At 63.2% G+C, this 15,623-nt stretch carries 12 protein-coding genes; 8 read left to right on the top strand and 4 right to left on the bottom strand.

The genetic code is table 11. The features are described 5' to 3' along the window. The first annotated feature begins 1 nt into the window (after position 1). Positions 2–775, top strand: coding sequence for an EAL domain-containing protein (locus ACWKV4_RS01155; RefSeq protein WP_483830296.1), 774 nt, complete (start codon positions 2–4; stop codon positions 773–775). Here ACWKV4_RS01155 and ACWKV4_RS01150 read toward each other — a convergent pair. Together ACWKV4_RS01150 and nadC are read right to left on the bottom strand one after the other, a co-directional pair. Continuing rightward, a complete protein-coding gene (locus tag ACWKV4_RS01150; protein WP_483830295.1) occupies positions 772–1,317 on the bottom strand; it encodes a cupin domain-containing protein in 546 nt (181 codons plus the stop codon). The genes ACWKV4_RS01155 and ACWKV4_RS01150 overlap by 4 nt on opposite strands. Before the next feature lie 42 nt (positions 1,318–1,359). Further along, positions 1,360–2,208, bottom strand: coding sequence for a carboxylating nicotinate-nucleotide diphosphorylase (gene nadC, locus ACWKV4_RS01145; RefSeq protein WP_483830294.1), 849 nt, complete (start codon positions 2,206–2,208; stop codon positions 1,360–1,362). 352 nt (positions 2,209–2,560) lie between these two features. Between nadC and ACWKV4_RS01140 the strand changes: the two genes are divergently transcribed. From ACWKV4_RS01140 to ampE, 3 genes are all read left to right on the top strand, one after another. Continuing rightward, positions 2,561–4,780, top strand: a complete 2,220-nt coding sequence (locus ACWKV4_RS01140; RefSeq protein WP_483830293.1) for a DUF1631 domain-containing protein — start codon at positions 2,561–2,563, stop codon at positions 4,778–4,780. An 80-nt stretch (positions 4,781–4,860) separates the two neighbouring features. Next, on the top strand, positions 4,861–5,442 hold the full coding sequence (ampD, locus tag ACWKV4_RS01135) for a 1,6-anhydro-N-acetylmuramyl-L-alanine amidase AmpD (RefSeq protein WP_483830292.1): 582 nt from the start codon (positions 4,861–4,863) through the stop codon (positions 5,440–5,442). Continuing rightward, positions 5,439–6,275: a regulatory signaling modulator protein AmpE gene (ampE, locus tag ACWKV4_RS01130; RefSeq protein ID WP_483830291.1), complete on the top strand. Its 837-nt coding sequence runs from the start codon at positions 5,439–5,441 to the stop codon at positions 6,273–6,275. The genes ampD and ampE overlap by 4 nt, the downstream gene beginning before the upstream one ends. Before the next feature lie 7 nt (positions 6,276–6,282). Here the strand turns inward: ampE and ACWKV4_RS01125 are convergent, their stop codons facing one another. Beyond that, a complete protein-coding gene (locus ACWKV4_RS01125) occupies positions 6,283–7,062 on the bottom strand; it encodes a TatD family hydrolase (RefSeq protein WP_483830290.1) in 780 nt (259 codons plus the stop codon). Beyond that, positions 7,059–8,060 (bottom strand): catabolite repressor/activator, encoded by a 1,002-nt coding sequence (gene cra / locus ACWKV4_RS01120; protein WP_483830289.1) that lies wholly within the window; start codon positions 8,058–8,060, stop codon positions 7,059–7,061. The genes ACWKV4_RS01125 and cra overlap by 4 nt, the downstream gene beginning before the upstream one ends. A gap of 359 nt (positions 8,061–8,419) precedes the next feature. Here cra and ptsP point away from each other — a divergent pair, with 359 nt between their 5' ends. The 4 genes from ptsP to ACWKV4_RS01100 all read left to right on the top strand — a co-directional run bounded on the left by ptsP (position 8,420) and on the right by ACWKV4_RS01100 (position 15,593). After that, positions 8,420–11,284, top strand: coding sequence for a phosphoenolpyruvate--protein phosphotransferase (ptsP, locus tag ACWKV4_RS01115; RefSeq protein ID WP_483830288.1), 2,865 nt, complete (start codon positions 8,420–8,422; stop codon positions 11,282–11,284). Next, the gene (pfkB, locus tag ACWKV4_RS01110; RefSeq protein WP_483830287.1) at positions 11,284–12,240 is read left to right on the top strand and encodes a 1-phosphofructokinase; all 957 of its coding nucleotides are present in this window, start codon (positions 11,284–11,286) and stop codon (positions 12,238–12,240) included. Before ptsP ends, pfkB begins: the two co-directional genes overlap by 1 nt. Next, positions 12,237–13,967 (top strand): PTS fructose-like transporter subunit IIB, encoded by a 1,731-nt coding sequence (locus ACWKV4_RS01105; protein WP_483830286.1) that lies wholly within the window; start codon positions 12,237–12,239, stop codon positions 13,965–13,967. The genes pfkB and ACWKV4_RS01105 overlap by 4 nt, the downstream gene beginning before the upstream one ends. Positions 13,968–14,039: 72 nt before the next feature. Further along, positions 14,040–15,593, top strand: a complete 1,554-nt coding sequence (locus ACWKV4_RS01100; RefSeq protein WP_483830285.1) for an alkaline phosphatase D family protein — start codon at positions 14,040–14,042, stop codon at positions 15,591–15,593. Positions 15,594–15,623 lie beyond the last annotated feature (30 nt).

Genomic DNA, 15,623 nt, shown 5'->3' with positions numbered 1-15,623 from the left:
CATGCCCAGGCCCGTTTTCGATCAACCCTTCATACCCGTAGGGTGCGCCCAATGCCGCTCGCGGGAGAAGCTTGGCTTCGACTTCACCATGGCTTTCCAGCCCATCGTTCATGTACCCAGCGGCGTGCCTTTCGCCTATGAAGCCTTGGTGCGTGGGCTCAATGGCGAGGGGGCAGGTGAGGTATTGGCCCAGGTCAACGACAGCAACCTGTATCGCTTCGACCAGGCCTGCCGGGTGAAGGCCATCGAGCTGGCAACAGGCCTTGGCTTGGCCGAGTTACCGGACTGCAAGCTGAGCATTAACTTTTACCCCAACGCGGTTTACCGCGCCGACGCTTGCATCCGCGCTACGGTAGAGGCCTCGCGGCAGTTCGACTTCCCGCTAAACCGGCTGATGTTCGAAGTGATGGAGGGCGAGCGGGTGGAAGACCCTGACCACTTGAAGTCGATCTTTGCCGAGTACGAACGTCAGGGCTTCACCACTGCCATCGACGACTTTGGCTCAGGCTATTCGGGCCTCAACCTGCTGGCGACCTTTCAGCCGCAGGTGATCAAGCTGGACATGGTGCTAACCCGTAATATCGATGATGACCCAGTACGCGAAGCCATCGTCTCCGGCATCATCCATGCCGCTAAACGGTTGGGCATACAGATCATCGCCGAAGGCGTAGAGACAGAGGCCGAGCGTGACGCCTTGCTTGGCCTGGGCATCGAGCTGATGCAAGGGTACCTGTTTGCTCGCCCAGAAGTGGGCCGCCTTCCCCTGGCCTACTAAAAGTTGGCGGGTGTATTGGCGCTGATGATTTCTGCTTCGTCAGGGCCGATGTTCTTGAAGCTATGGGGCAGGGTGGTTGGGAAGTAATAACCGTCCCCCGGCTGCAGGATGCTCACTTCACCATTGATGGTCAGCTCGATGGTGCCACGGGTCACCAGGCCACACTCTTCGCCTTCCGGATGCACGATGGGCTTGCCACTATCAGCCCCTGGCGCGTACAGCTCGCGCAGCAACCGAATGGCCCGATCCTTGACCGTGGCCCCTACCAGCAGCAGGCGCACGCCGTTACGGCCCAGGTCTGGCTGGCTCGCGGCACGGAAGATATGCGGGTTTTCCACCGGTGTTTCGTCTTCGGTAAAAAAATCCGCCAAGGACATGGGAATGCCTTCGAGCAGCTTTTTCAGCGAGCTGATGGAGGGGCTGACGCGGTTTTGCTCGATCAATGAAATCGTGGCGTTGGTAACGCCGCTGCGCCTGGCCAACTCCCGCTGGGAGAGTTGATGGCGTTCACGCACCCGTTTAAGTCGTGGCCCGATGTCCATAGCACCCTTATCGATAAGAAAACAAAGCGCGGCCAGGGCCGCTTACAGGCTCAGACGCATCGACAGGTCGACCGCCCTTACATCCTTGGTGAGGGTACCGATGGAAATGTAATCCACACCCGTTTCAGCCACCTCGCGCAGCGTGCTGTCGTTGATCCCGCCGCTGGCCTCCAGCCGGGCCCGGCCCGCGGTGAGGCGCACGGCCTCGCGCATATCCGCCAGGCTCAGTTCGTCGAGCATGATGATGTCTGCGCCGCCGGCCAGGGCCTGGTTGAGTTCATCAAGGCTTTCCACCTCCACTTCCACCGGCTTGCCAGGGGCAATGCCGTGGGCGGCGGTAATGGCAGCGGCAATCCCGCCACAGGCGGCAATGTGGTTTTCCTTGATCAGGAAGGCGTCGTACAGGCCGATCCGGTGGTTGTGGCAACCGCCGCAGGTAATGGCGTATTTCTGTGCCAGGCGAAGGCCTGGCAAGGTTTTGCGGGTATCCAGCAGACGTACCGAAGTGTGCGCCACCTGGTCGGCATAATACCGCGCGCGGGTGGCTACGCCGGAGAGCAACTGCAGGAAGTTCAGCGCCGAACGCTCGCCTGTAAGCAGGGAGCGGGCGGGGCCTTCCAGCGTAAACAGCACGTGGTCAGGCTTGGCGTGATCGCCATCGACCACCTGCCAATGCACGGCTACCCGTGGGTCCAATTGGCGGAACACCGCGTCTACCCAGGCCGTGCCGGCAATTACGCAGGCTTCCCGAGTGATGACTTTGGCTCGGGCCAGGCGCTCGGCGGGAATGAGCTGCGCGGTGATATCGCCCGCGCCTACGTCTTCGAGCAGGGCCCGGCGCACATTGGCTTCGATTTCCGTGCTTAGGTCTGCGATCCTTAGGTTCGGCATGGGCAACTCCGGGTCAAATTCGGGGGCGATTATAGGGTAGTGCCCGGCCGCCGCGCACCCTGGATCATACCGCCGGGCGCAATTGGTTTTTTTATCTGGCCGAGGGAGCTTTTGCGCGTGTTTGCGGTCTATGCGTCATTAGGCTTTCGCGCGAAATACAGCGCAATTGAGCATTCCGAGATCAGGTTCACAACCCTGAATATTCAGTGATGACGCCACAGGCTTGGCGAATCATGCTCTAGGCTACCTACTCTTGACCTTCGCAGCTCGCGAAGGGCCGCTTGGTGCCAGGGTTTAGGTTGTGGACGCATTCGACTACCCCGTACCTAACCATTATTGACAGGAGCCAGTCATGGCCACAGATGGCAAAGTGGTGCCGCTCAAGGCGCCGATCGACCAGGCGGCCTCTGCCCCCTTGGCCCGTTTGCCGGTGGTATTGCTGCAGGTACGTGATAAAGCGGCTCAGCAGCTTAAGGATGGCTTGCAGGCCCTGTTCGATAATGCCGACGACACTTTGTTCGAGATGGCGGACAAAGCCCTTAACAACGTCGACCAGAATACCTTCTTCGAAGCCATGCGGGACCTGCGCCTCAAGCGCAAGAACATTGAACGCGGCTTTTTAGAGAAATTCTACGAATCCTTCGTGCGCATTGGGCAATACGACGTAATGGACAACCCTGCGCCGGCGCCCACCTACGACAAGCTGGCCTTGGTGCCCAATGACGAGCTGGAGCGTACCGTGGCGCTGGACGCCATGGTGGGCAAGGTATTGGCGCGGGACGGCCTGGCCCTCAGCCAGCTGACCATTCGCCTCAATACCCTCGTGCCCAGCAAGCTCACCGATGCCAGCAACCCCCTGGGCCCGGCGATGCTGTGCGAGTACTTCCTCCAGGCCGGTCGTACCTTGGGCGTGGAAATCAAGGTCAAGCTGATCGTATTGAAGCTGTTCGACAAGTACGTGCTCAGCGACACCGATCACCTCTACGCCGATGCCAACCAGTTGTTGATCGCTACAGGCATATTGCCCGAACTCAAGGCCGCCCCTAGCCGCCGGGCCGAGGATCGACCAGCCACGGCGCGCAAGCCCCGGGGTAGTGAACCCCTGGAAGAGGGCGCTCCTGCTCGCCCTCATACCCAGCTCGACGAAAGCGTGCGCGAGGTGTTCACCGCTTTGCAGGACCTCCTGCACACCGTGCGTGGCAGCGTGGCCCCCAAGCTAGATGCCCCTTCGGACGCTCAGCCTATTTCCACCAACGATCTGTTGCGGCTGCTTTCGCACTTGCAGCAGTACGTGCCTGCCAATGCTACCAGCCACGAAGACTACGACCTGCGCTACCAGCTAGAGCAGTTGTTGACCCGAGTGAGCGTAAAAAGCGGGAAATTCCGCGTGGTAGGCGGGGTCGACGAGGACGTGATCAACCTGGTGGCGATGCTGTTTGAGTTCATTCTCGACGACCGCAACCTGCCGGATTCGCTCAAGGCCCTGATTGGCCGCTTGCAGATTCCGATGCTCAAGGTCGCCGTCCTGGACAAAAGCTTCTTCAGCCGAGGCGCCCACCCCGCTCGCCGTTTGCTGAACGAAATCGCCAGCGCCGCCATGGGCTGGAGCAGCCGGGACGAATCCCAGCGCGATGCCCTGTACGCACGCATCGAGCAGATTGTGCAGCGCCTGCTCAATGACTTCGTAGATGACCCGTCGTTATTTTCTGAGTTGTTGGTGGACTTCCTTGCCTTTACCGGTGAAGAGCGTCGCCGCAGCGAGTTGCTCGAGCAGCGCACCCGCGACGCCGAGGAGGGCCGTGCCCGGGCAGAACTGGCCCGCATGCAGGTACAGTTCGAGCTTAACCGCCGCCTGATGGGTAAAACCCTGCCGCAGGTAGTGGTGCGCTTGCTGGAGGAGGCCTGGAGCAAATTTATGCTGCTTACCTGGCTTAAGCACGGCGGGCAGTCTGAGGAATGGAAAGCCGGCTTGGCGACCATGGACCAGTTGATCTGGAGCGTGGTGCCCCATGATGACCCGGCCAGCCGTCAGCAGTTGTTGGAGATGGTGCCCGGCTTGCTTAAGTCCCTGCGCGAGGGCCTGACCAGTTCGGCCTTCGACCCGTTCGCCACCAGCCAGTTTTTCAGCCAGCTGGAAAACCTGCACGTTCAGGCCTTCCAGCGGGAAACCCTGGGTACCAGCTTGCCAGGCCCGGCCAATGACCCGGCGCTGGTGCAAGTGCTGGATGAAATCGTGCTGGAAGGGACTGACACAGCCCCGGCCAGCGAAGCCAGCATGCGAGTGTCTGAAGATGACCCTGTGCTGCAGCAGGTTGACGCGCTGCGCCCAGGTACTTGGGTAGAGCTCGAAGAAGAGGAAGACTACCGCCTGCGTTGCAAGCTCACCGCGATCATCGAGAGCACGGGTAAGTACGTATTCGTCAACCGTACCGGCATGAAGGTACTGGAAAAAACCCGCATGGACCTGGCCCAGGAATTCAAGCAGGGCAGCATCCGGGTGTTGGATGACAACCTGCTGTTCGACCGCGCGTTGGATGCGGTAGTGGGCAAGTTGCGCGAGCTGAAAAAATAAAGCTCAGAAGCTCAAGCGCGCTGCGCTGCCTGGCGTAACCGGGCATACTGCGCGCCTGACTCGATAGCTTAGGTACGGTTATGGTGCTCGATGAGGTCCACCTGGATCCCGTCACCGGCTGGTGCGGTGGCATACGCCATTGCCCATCGCCCAACTTCAATGCCCGCCCCGGCGATGAAGTCTCCCTGCTGGTTATCCACAACATCAGCCTGCCCCCAGGGGCTTTCGGCACGGGCAAGGTGGTGGAGTTTTTTCAGAACCGCCTGGACCCCGCCGAACATCCCTATTTTGCCAGCATTGCTCAAATGACGGTCTCGGCGCACTTTTTGATCGAGCGCAACGGCACGATCATTCAGTTCGTGTCCTGTCGAGATAGGGCCTGGCATGCGGGTGTGTCTACCTTCGAGGGCCGCGAGGGGTGCAATGACTTTTCCCTGGGGATAGAGCTGGAAGGCACCGACGCGCTGCCCTACACCGATGCTCAATATGCCAGCCTGGCCCATTTGAGCGAGGAGATCCGTAAGGTTTACCCGGTCATCGGGCCCTCGCGTATTCAAGGCCATTGCCATATTGCCCCTGAGCGCAAAACCGACCCCGGCGCTGCGTTTGACTGGGGCAGGTACTTGGCTGGTCTAGGCGTTATAAAGGAGAAGAACGCGTGAGCTTCCTCGTATTACTGATGGTGGTGTGGATCGAAAAGCTATCGGCGTGGCGCCCACGGGTGCAACGTGACGGCTGGTTCCTGCGTGAGCTGCGTGGCCGTGAAGCCGCGGGCAGGCCAGGTGCCCGCCCCGGGTTGGCCTTGGTGCTGCTGGTAGGGCTGCCGGTGGCGCTGGTGGCGGTGTTGCTATGGGCCTTGAGCGCCGTGGCCTATGGCTGGCTTGCGTTGCCTGTGCATGTGCTGGTGTTGCTGTACAGCCTGGGGCGGGGAGCGCCTAAGGTCGCCATGGGGCCGTTGCGCGACGCCTGGCGCCGCAATGATAGCCAAGCTGCGCTGCATGTGGCCGAGCGCGACCTTGGCCTGACCGCCGATACCGCCGCGGGCCTGGCTGAACGCGCCCAAGGCTGGGTACTGTGGCAAGCGTTCCAAAGCTTTTTTGCCGTGGTGTTCTGGTACAGCCTGCTGGGGCCCGCGTTGGCATTGGCCTACCGGCTGCTGGCATTGGTCGAGCAGCACAGCCTGAACCCGGCGTTGGCGGGTGAGGCAGGGCGGCTGCGGCACGCGTTGGACTGGTTACCCGCCCGGGTGCTCGCGGCAAGCTTTGCCTTGGTGGGCAACTTCGTGGTGGTATGCCGCTGGATGCTACACGAACTGCTGGATTGGCAAGGCAGTGCTGCCCGTTTCGTGGAACACACCGGCCGCCTGGCCGCAGACGTGACCACGCCCTCCGTCGAACCGGTCGCCGCGCTGGACGCGCTCTGGGCCTTGTTGCAAAGGGCGGCGGTGCTCTGGTATGCACTGTTCGCGCTATGGACCCTGCTGTATCACGGTTAAGCGCTCATCAGGCCCAGCCCAGTACCTCGTAGGCATTGCGTGTGCTGGCCTGGGCTAGCGCCTCGGGCGTCACCTTCAACAAGGCTGCCAGGGCGTGGCAGATATCCGGCAAGTGCAATGGGCTATTGCGCATGCCGGCGTGCATGCTGGGAGCCATGTCTGGGCTATCGGTTTCCAGCACGATGCTGTCCAGGGGCAGCCGTGGCACTACCTTGCGCAGGCGCAACGCTTGAGGCCAGGTTGGCGCGCCACCCAGGCCCAGCTTGAACCCCAGCTTCAGGTATTCCCGCGCCTCCTCATCACTACCCGCAAAGGCATGGATCACCCCCTTTTTGGGCAATGCGTAGCGCTTGAGGGTGGCGATAACCGCCGCATGGCAATGGCGAGCATGCAGCAGCACCGGTAATTGAAAATCCACTGCCAGGCGCAATTGTGCCTCGAACAGCCACTGCTGGCGGTCACGGTCCAGGTCTTTGAGGTAATAGTCCAGCCCGAATTCACCCAAGGCGCACAGCTTGGGATGGCCCGCCAGGCGTTCCAGCCATTGGCACAATTCATCCACATGGCCTTGGGTATGTTCACTCAGGAACACCGGATGCAAACCCAGCGCCGCGTATAGGCGGTCATCGCTTTCGGCCATGCGCCACACTCGCTCCCAGTTGGGCCGATGCACGCCCAGCACCACCACCCGTTGTACCCCGGCGCCTTGCGCGGCATCCAGCAAGGCGCCACGGTCAGCGTCGAACTCCGGAAAGTCCAGGTGAGTGTGGGTGTCCACCAGCATCATGCGGGGCCTTCGTGAATCCGCTGCTTGAAGGTACGGGCGATGGCATGCACGCCTGGCTGATAGTGTTTTTCTTCCAGCGCGTTAAGGGCGACCTCCAGCGCACGCGAGGCGATCAGCTCGTGTTGCTGGGCCATGGCATTGATAGGCAACGGCAGGAAGTCCAGCAGTTGAGTATCGCCGAAGGTGCCCAGGCGCAAGGCCCGGTCGGCCAGGTCACGGCCTTGGAGCACGTCGAACACACCTTGCAGCAGCACATAAGAAGTGGTGACCAAGGCGCCTGGCAAGCCGCCCAGTTCGCTGATCAATTCTTGCATCAGCCGCTGACCACATTCGCGGCTAAATACTTCGCCTTCGCGCACCAGCACGGTGCCCGGGAAGTGGGTCAAGGCATCGGCAAAACCGCCGGCCCGCTCCTTGCTGATGCTCATGTCGGGCTGCGCGCCGATCAGCGCGATCTGCCCCAGGCCCGGCGTGAGCAAGCTGGCGGTGAGCAGGCGCGCGGCCTGGCGGTCATCGCTGATCACCGAGCAGAACAGGCTGGGGTCCATCTGCCGGTCGAGGGCGATCACCGGGGTGCCACGGCTCTGGATTTCGCGGTAACAGGCATCGTTGGCCGGCAGGCAACTGGCCACGAACAACGCATCGCAGCGGCGGGCGCGGAACAGCTTCTGCAACTGGCGCTCGCTCTCGGCGTCGTCGTCGGAGCTTGCGATCAGCAGTTGGTAGCCCCGCGCCCGGGCCTTCTGTTCGAGGATTTTGGCGATTCGGGCAAAGCTTGGGTTTTCCAGGTCGGGCAGAATGAACCCGAGGGTGCGGGTACGTTGGCTGCGCAAGCCAGCGGCCTGAGGGTTGGGGGTAAAGCCGTGCTCGTCCACCACTGCGCGCACTCGCGCAACCGTGGTTTCACTGATGCGCTGCTGCGCGGCCTTGCCATTGATGACGTAGCTTGCGGTGGTCACCGAGACCCCGGCCAGACGGGCAATATCGCTGAGTTTCAAGCAGAATTTCCTTGTATGGCGCCCCAGGCCCCATCCGGCAGCCCTCTGGGTATGCAATGGGCATTGTCGCTGATATGGCCGTGCAGTGCAGGGCCAGTTTGCCTAGGCTGCCCGATAGCAGGCTTTCCCTCGCCTGATGATTTCGAGTAACGTGCGCTACTTCACAGATTAAACGTTTCAGCCAACCTGATTGCGATAAATCCAAGGGTCGGGGGTCAGAGCCAGGCTGTATTAATGCCACTCACTGCCTGAGTGGTTTGCCTTTCGGGGCTCGCCTAGGGTCAATGATAGCCCCGGCGGGCTGAAACACTCACAACAATACCTGAGCGCCCGTTCGATGGCGCGATAAGGAGTCAGGCATGCTCGAGCTTACCTCGCAGCAGATTTCAATGGGCCAGGCTGCCCCGGACAAAGCCGCGGCGCTAAGCCTGTTGGCTGACCGGCTGGTGGCGGACGGGTTGGTTGCCCAAGGCTATTTGCAGGGTCTACAAGACCGCGAGGCCCAGGGCTCGACCTACCTGGGCCAGGGGATCGCCATCCCTCACGGTACGCCAGCGACCCGCGACCAAGTGTTTACCACCGGCGTGCGCCTGTTGCAGTTCCCCGAAGGGGTGGATTGGGGCGACGGTCAGCGGGTGTACCTGGCCATCGGCATCGCGGCCAAGTCCGATGAGCACCTGCGTCTGCTGCAGTTGCTCACCCGCGCGCTGGGCGAGACCGACCTGGGCGAAGCCTTGCGCCACGCCGCTGACCCGGAAGCCTTATTGAAATTGCTGCAAGGCGCGCCACAGGCACTGGCCCTGGACGCCCAAATGGTCGGCCTGACGGTTCCTGCCGAGGACTTCGAAGAACTGGTGTGGCGCGGCGCTCGCCTGCTGCGCCAGGCTGAATGCGTAGGGAACGGCTTTGCTGGCGTACTGCAACAAACCTCGCCTTTGCCCTTGGGCGAGGGCTTGTGGTGGTTGCACAGTGAGCAGGCGGTCAGCCGCCCCGGGTTGGCCTTCGTGACCCCCGAGCGGCCCTTGCAGCTGGACGGCCAAACGGTCAATGGGCTGTTCTGCCTGGCCAGCCTGGGCGAGGCCCATGAGGCCTTGCTGGAGCGGCTATGCGCGCTGCTGATCGCAGGCCGCGGCGAAGAGCTGTTCCACGCGGCCAACAGCCGTGAAGTGCTTGAAGTGCTCGGTGGTGAGATCCCGCCGGACTGGCCAAGCATTCAGGTCACCCTGGCCAACGCTCATGGGTTGCACGCCCGCCCGGCTAAAGAACTGGCTCAATTAGCCAAGGGGTTCGAGGGTGAAATCCAGGTACGGCTGCTCGGCAGTGGCGAGGCGCCGGTATCCGCCAAGAGCCTGAGCCGCTTGCTCAGCCTGGGCGCGCGCCGGGGTCAGGTGCTAGAGCTGGCGGCCGAGCCAGGTATCGCCGAGCAGGCCTTGCCTGCCTTGTTAGCCGCTATCGAAAGCGGTTTAGGCGAAACGGTAGAGCCACTACCCGTGGCCACCCCAGAGCAGTTGAGCGCACCCCAGGTTACACCCGTAGCCGTTCCTGCCCCGCCGGCGGGCATGACCCTGCGCGCGGTGCCCGCCTCGCCAGGGATCGCCATGGGCCCGGCCCACGTCGAGGTAAACCAGCCGTTCGACTACCCGGCTCGCGGCGGCTCCCCTACAGCGGAGCGGGCACAATTGGACGCGGCCATCGCCGAGGTGCGCGCGGCCATCGGCGGTTTGGTGGAGCGCAACAGTGCCCAGGCCATCCGCGATATTTTCATCACCCACCTGGAAATGCTTGACGACCCGGCCTTGGTGGAAGAGGTCGCCCAGCGGCTGCGCCAGGGCGACAGCGCCGCGGCCGCCTGGGTGGCGGTGATCGAGGCTGCGGCAGTACGCCAGGAAGCCTTGCACGACGCCCTGCTGGCTGAACGCGCCGCTGACCTTCGTGACATTGGCCGCCGCGTGCTGGCGCAGCTCTGTGGCGTTAAAACCACCGAGGCACCGGATGAACCCTATGTACTAGTGATGGACGAAGTGGGCCCATCGGATGTCGCCCGGCTTGACCCGGCCCGCGTGGCGGGCATCCTGACTGCCCGTGGCGGCGCCACCGCCCACAGCGCCATCGTGGCCCGTGCCTTGGGTATTCCTGCCGTGGTGGGTGCCGGTGACAGCGTGCTGCGGATCGCCTCGGGTACCGCGCTGTTGCTCGATGGCCAGCGCGGCCTGGTTACCGTGGCACCGGCCGAGCAAGCCCTGGCCCGGGCGCGCCTGGATCGCGACCAGCGGGCCGCGCGCCTGGCCGCCGCCGCCGAGCGTCGCCATGAGCCTGCCGTTACCACTGACGGTCACGCGGTGGAAGTATTCGCCAACGTGGGTGAAGCCGCGGCGGTAGCCGGTGCGGTAGAGCAGGGCGCCGAAGGCATCGGGCTGCTGCGCACTGAATTGATCTTTATGGCCCACCCCATGGCCCCGGACCAAGCCACCCAGCGCGCCGAGTACCTGCGCGTGCTCGATGCCCTGGAAGGTCGGCCCCTCGTGGTGCGTACTCTGGACGTGGGCGGGGATAAACCCTTGCCTTACTGGCCGATCCCGGTCGAGGAAAACCCCTTCCTGGGGGTGCGCGGCATTCGTTTGACCCTGCAACGCCCAGAGCTGATGGAAACCCAGCTGCGCGCCTTGCTCCAAGCCGGCGCCGGCCGCCCACTACGAATCATGTTCCCTATGGTGGGCACGGTAGAGGAATGGCGGCAGGGCCGTGACATGGTCGAGCGCCTGCGCCAGGAGCACCCGGTGGATGACCTGCAATTGGGGATCATGATCGAGGTGCCGTCCGCCGCGTTGCTGGCACCGGTGCTGGCCGCCGAAGTGGACTTCTTCAGCATCGGCACCAATGACCTGACCCAATACACCCTGGCCATCGACCGTGGCCACCCAACCCTGTCCGCCCAGGCCGATGGCCTGCATCCGGCGGTATTGCAGCTGATCGACATCACCGTGCGTGCCGCCCATGCCCATGGCAAGTGGGTAGGGGTATGCGGCGAACTGGCCGCCGACCCGCTGGCCGTACCTGTGTTGGTAGGGCTGGGGGTGGATGAGTTGAGCGTATCGGCGCGCAGCATCGCCGAAGTGAAGGCAGAAGTACGTGGCTTGGCCCTGGCGTCGGTCCAAGGCCTGGCGCGGCAAGCCCTGGTGGCTGCGAGCGCGGGTGAAGTCCGCGCCCTGGTGGAGAACGCATGATGGCAAGGATTTTAACCATTACCCTCAACCCGGCCCTGGACCTGACCGTCGAGTTGCCAGCGCTGCGGGTGGGCGAGGTCAACCGGGGCGAGGCGCTGCATGAGCATGCCGCCGGTAAGGGCCTGAACGTGGCCCAAGTACTGGCAGACCTGGGCCATCAGCTCACGGTCACCGGCTTTTTGGGCAGCGATAACCCCGACCGCTTCGAGGCCCTGTTTCGCCAGCGCGGTTTCACCGACGCCTTTATCCGGGTGCCTGGCGAAACCCGCCGCAATATCAAAGTGGCCGAAGCCGATGGCCGCGTTACGGATATCAACGGTAACGGCGCTCGGGTGTCCACCGAGAATCAGGCAGCTTTATTGGAGCGCTTGACCAAGATTGCCCCGGGGCATGAGGTGGCTATCGTTGCTGGCAGCCTGCCCCCGGGGGTAAGCCTGCCCTGGTTGCACCAATTGCTGGAGGTGTTGCACGGGCTTGGCTTGCGGGTGGCCTTGGACACCAGCGGCGCGGCCCTGCGTACCGGCCTTGGGTGCCGACCGTGGCTGGTCAAGCCCAATACCGAGGAACTGGCCCAGGCCTTGAATGCCCCAGTGGAGGACCTGGCCGACCAGGCCAGCGCCGCCAAGGCCTTGCACGGCCGTGGTATCGAGAACGTAGTGATTTCCCAGGGCGCTCAAGGCGTGAGCTGGTTCACTCCACATGACGCCCTGCATGCCCTGCCGCCCACGGTGGCGGTTGCCAGTACCGTAGGCGCTGGCGACTCGCTGCTGGCGGGGATGGTGCACGGCTTGCTGAACCAAACCGCGCCGCAGAACACCTTACGCACCGCCACGGCCATCGCTGCCATGGCCGTGACGCAGATCGGTTTCGGTATCACCGACCACGCCGCTTTGGAGCGGCTTGAAAGTGGCGTGAGCGTGCGCCCCCTGGCCGCGTTCGAGGAGACCCCCCAATGAAACTTGCCATTATCACCGCCTGCCCAGGCGGGCGGATCTCCAGTGTACTCAGCGCCCGCCTGCTGGACGGCGCCGCCCAGCGCCGTGGCTGGAGCACCTGCGTTGAAATCCACGACCCGCGGCAGCCGGAGCGGCACCTCTCACCGCTCAATATCGAAGAAGCAGACTGGGTGCTGGTGGTCAGTACCGGCCCGGTAGAGCTGGATCGCCTGAGCGGCAAGCGTGTGTATCAAAGCACGCCCGCCGAAGCCTTGGGCAACGTGGACGCCTTCCTCGATCGTGCGCTGGCCGAGGCCAGCCCTTATGAACCTGGGCAACGGCCCCAGGCCACCGGCGCCCCTAATAGCCAGCCTAGCATCGTGGCCATCACCGCCTGCCCGACCGGTGTGGCCCATACCTTTATGGCCGCCGAAGCGCTGCAACAGGCCGCTACCCAGCTGGGGTACGCCTTCAAAGTGGAAACCCAAGGTTCGGTGGGCGCGCGTAACCCCCTGAGCCCGGCTGATATCGCTGCCGCCGATGTGGTGCTGTTGGCTTGTGATATCGAAGTGGCGACCGAGCGCTTCGCGGGCAAGCGGATCTTCCGCTGTGGTACTGGCATTGCCTTAAAGCAAGCTCAGGCCATGTTGCAAAAAGCCTTGGCCGAAGGCCAGGTGGAAGGCAGCAGCGCAGCCGGCGGCGCCCCAGCCACCCCGGAAAAGCGCGGTGTGTATAAGCACCTGCTCACCGGCGTGTCCTTTATGTTGCCCATGGTGGTGGCGGGCGGCCTGTTGATCGCGTTGTCCTTCGTGTTCGGCATCGAGGCATTCAAGGAACCCGGGACCTTCCCCGCCGCGCTCAAGCAGGTGGGCGATGCGGCTTTCACCCTGATGGTGCCGCTGTTGGCCGGTTACATTGCCTGGTCCATCGCCGACCGCCCAGGCCTGGCGCCTGGGATGATCGGCGGGCTGCTGGCCAGTACCCTGGGCGCGGGCTTTATTGGCGGGATACTGGCCGGGTTTATCGCCGGTTACAGCGCCAAGGGGATTAGCCGCGCGGCCCGTTTGCCCGCCAGCCTGGAATCCCTCAAGCCCATCTTGATCATCCCGCTGTTGGCCAGTTTGGTGACCGGTTTGGTAATGGTGTACGTGGTAGGCGCGCCAGTGGCAGGCATGCTCCATGGTCTGACGGCGTTCCTAAACAGCATGGGCACCACCAATGCCGTGTTGCTAGGCATTCTGTTGGGCGGCATGATGTGCATCGACCTGGGCGGGCCGATCAACAAAGCCGCCTATGCGTTTTCAGTAGGGCTGTTGGCCGGCCAAACCGCTGGGCCCATGGCGGCCACCATGGCGGCGGGCATGGTCCCACCCATTGGCCTGGGGCTGGCGACCTTGCTGGCGCGGCATAAGTTTGCCCAGGCCGAGCGGGAAGCGGGCAAGGCGGCAATGATTCTCGGCCTGTGCTTTATCTCGGAAGGGGCCATTCCCTTCGCGGCCAAGGACCCACTACGGGTAATCCCGGCCTCCATGGTGGGCGGCGCGCTCACCGGTGCGTTGTCCATGTACTTCGGTTGTAAGCTGGTGGCGCCGCACGGCGGGCTGTTCGTGTTGTTGATCCCCAACGCCATGAACCATGCCCTGTCGTACCTGGTGGCGATCGTCGCCGGTAGCCTGGTTACTGCCTTGGTGTACGCAGTGTTGAAGCGGGCGGAAGCCCAGGCGTTGTCGGTGCCTGAGGCGGCTTAAGCCGAGGGTGTACACGCGGCTGTCATCTTTTTACCGTTAATTAGGCTCCTTCATACCGTGAAGGAGCCCGCCATGAGTGAATTCCCCATTGCCCGCCGCCGCCTCTTGCAAGGCGTGGGTGCTGGCCTGTTACTGCCTGGCTTGGCGCCAGCGGTACTGGCCTCGGTCAAGGACCGGCCGCAACTCACCGATGGCGTGCAGTCTGGGGACCCACTGGGCGACCGGGCAATGATCTGGAGCCGCTGTGATCGCCCCGCCAAGCTGGTGGTGGAGTGGGACACCCGCAGCATGTTCCCTCAGCCCAGGCGAGTGACGTCTAGCCTGGTCAGTGCTGCCAGTGACTTTACCGGGCGTGTGGAGCTCACTGGCCTGCCAGCCGGGCAGGCCATCTTCTACCGGGTATGGTTCGAGGACGCCAACACCGGCGTGGCCAGCGAGCCCTGGTTCGGCCACCTGCGCAGCGTACCCACTCAGCCGCGGGACATTCGCTTCGTATGGAGCGGCGACACCGTGGGCCAGGGCTTTGGTATCAACCCAGATATTGGCGGCATGCGCATTTACGAAGCCATGCGCCTGCGCCTGCCAGATTTTTTCATTCACAGCGGCGACACCATCTACGCCGACGGCCCCGTGCCTGCCCAGCTCACCACAGAAGATGGCCGTGTGTGGCGCAATCTCACCACCGAGGCCAAGAGTAAAGTGGCCGAAACCCTGGCCGATTACCGAGGCAACTACCGCTATAACTTGCTGGATGACAATGTGCGGCGGTTCAACGCCGAAGTGCCGCAGATCTGGCAATGGGACGATCACGAAGTGACCAATAACTGGTCCCCCAGCAAGCAACTGGACAGCCGCTACCACACCCGTGACATTCAGCAACTGGTAGGGCCGGCGCGCCAGGCTTGGCTGGAGTACGCACCCATGCGGCGGCAGGCGGCCGACGGCGGTAGCCGGGTGTTTCGGCGCATCCCCTATGGCCCCACGCTGGACGTGTTCGTGCTGGACATGCGCAGCTACCGTGGCGGCAACGACGCTAACCTGGGCGAGCGCATTGATCCCAACAGTAGCTTCCTGGGCCGTGCCCAGCTGGATTGGCTGAAAGCTGAATTGGCCGCCTCCAAGGCCCAATGGAAAGTGATCGCCGCCGACATGCCCGTAGGCCTGGGCGTACCGGACGGTGAGGTCAGCCCAGGGGTCAACCGCTGGGAGGCCATCGCCAACGGCGATGACGGCCCGGCCAAAGGCCGTGAGCTGGAAATCGCCGAGCTATTGAGCCACCTGCGCCAGCAGCAGGTGCGCAATACGGTGTGGCTGACGGCAGACGTACACTACTGCGCCGCCCACCACTATCACCCCGACCGCGCCACCTTTCAGGATTTTGACCCCTTCTGGGAATTCGTTGCCGGCCCGCTCAACGCCGGTAGCTTCGGGCCCAACCCGCTGGATCAGACCTTTGGCCCCGAACTGATTTTCCAAAAAGCGCCCAGGGCACAGAACACCTCGCCGTTCGCAGGTTTTCAGTTCTTCGGCGAGGTGAACATCGAAGCGCAGAGTGGCGAGATGACCGTCACCCTGCGCGACCTGGACGGCGTGGCGGTGTTCGAGCAAAAACTGCAACCGGCCTGATTCAACGCTAAACCTCGCCTGCCCTCAAGC

The organism is Pseudomonas artemisiae, assembly GCF_057128685.1.
Note: the sequence above shows the minus strand (reverse complement) of the source record. Positions and strands in the feature narration are given on the sequence as shown.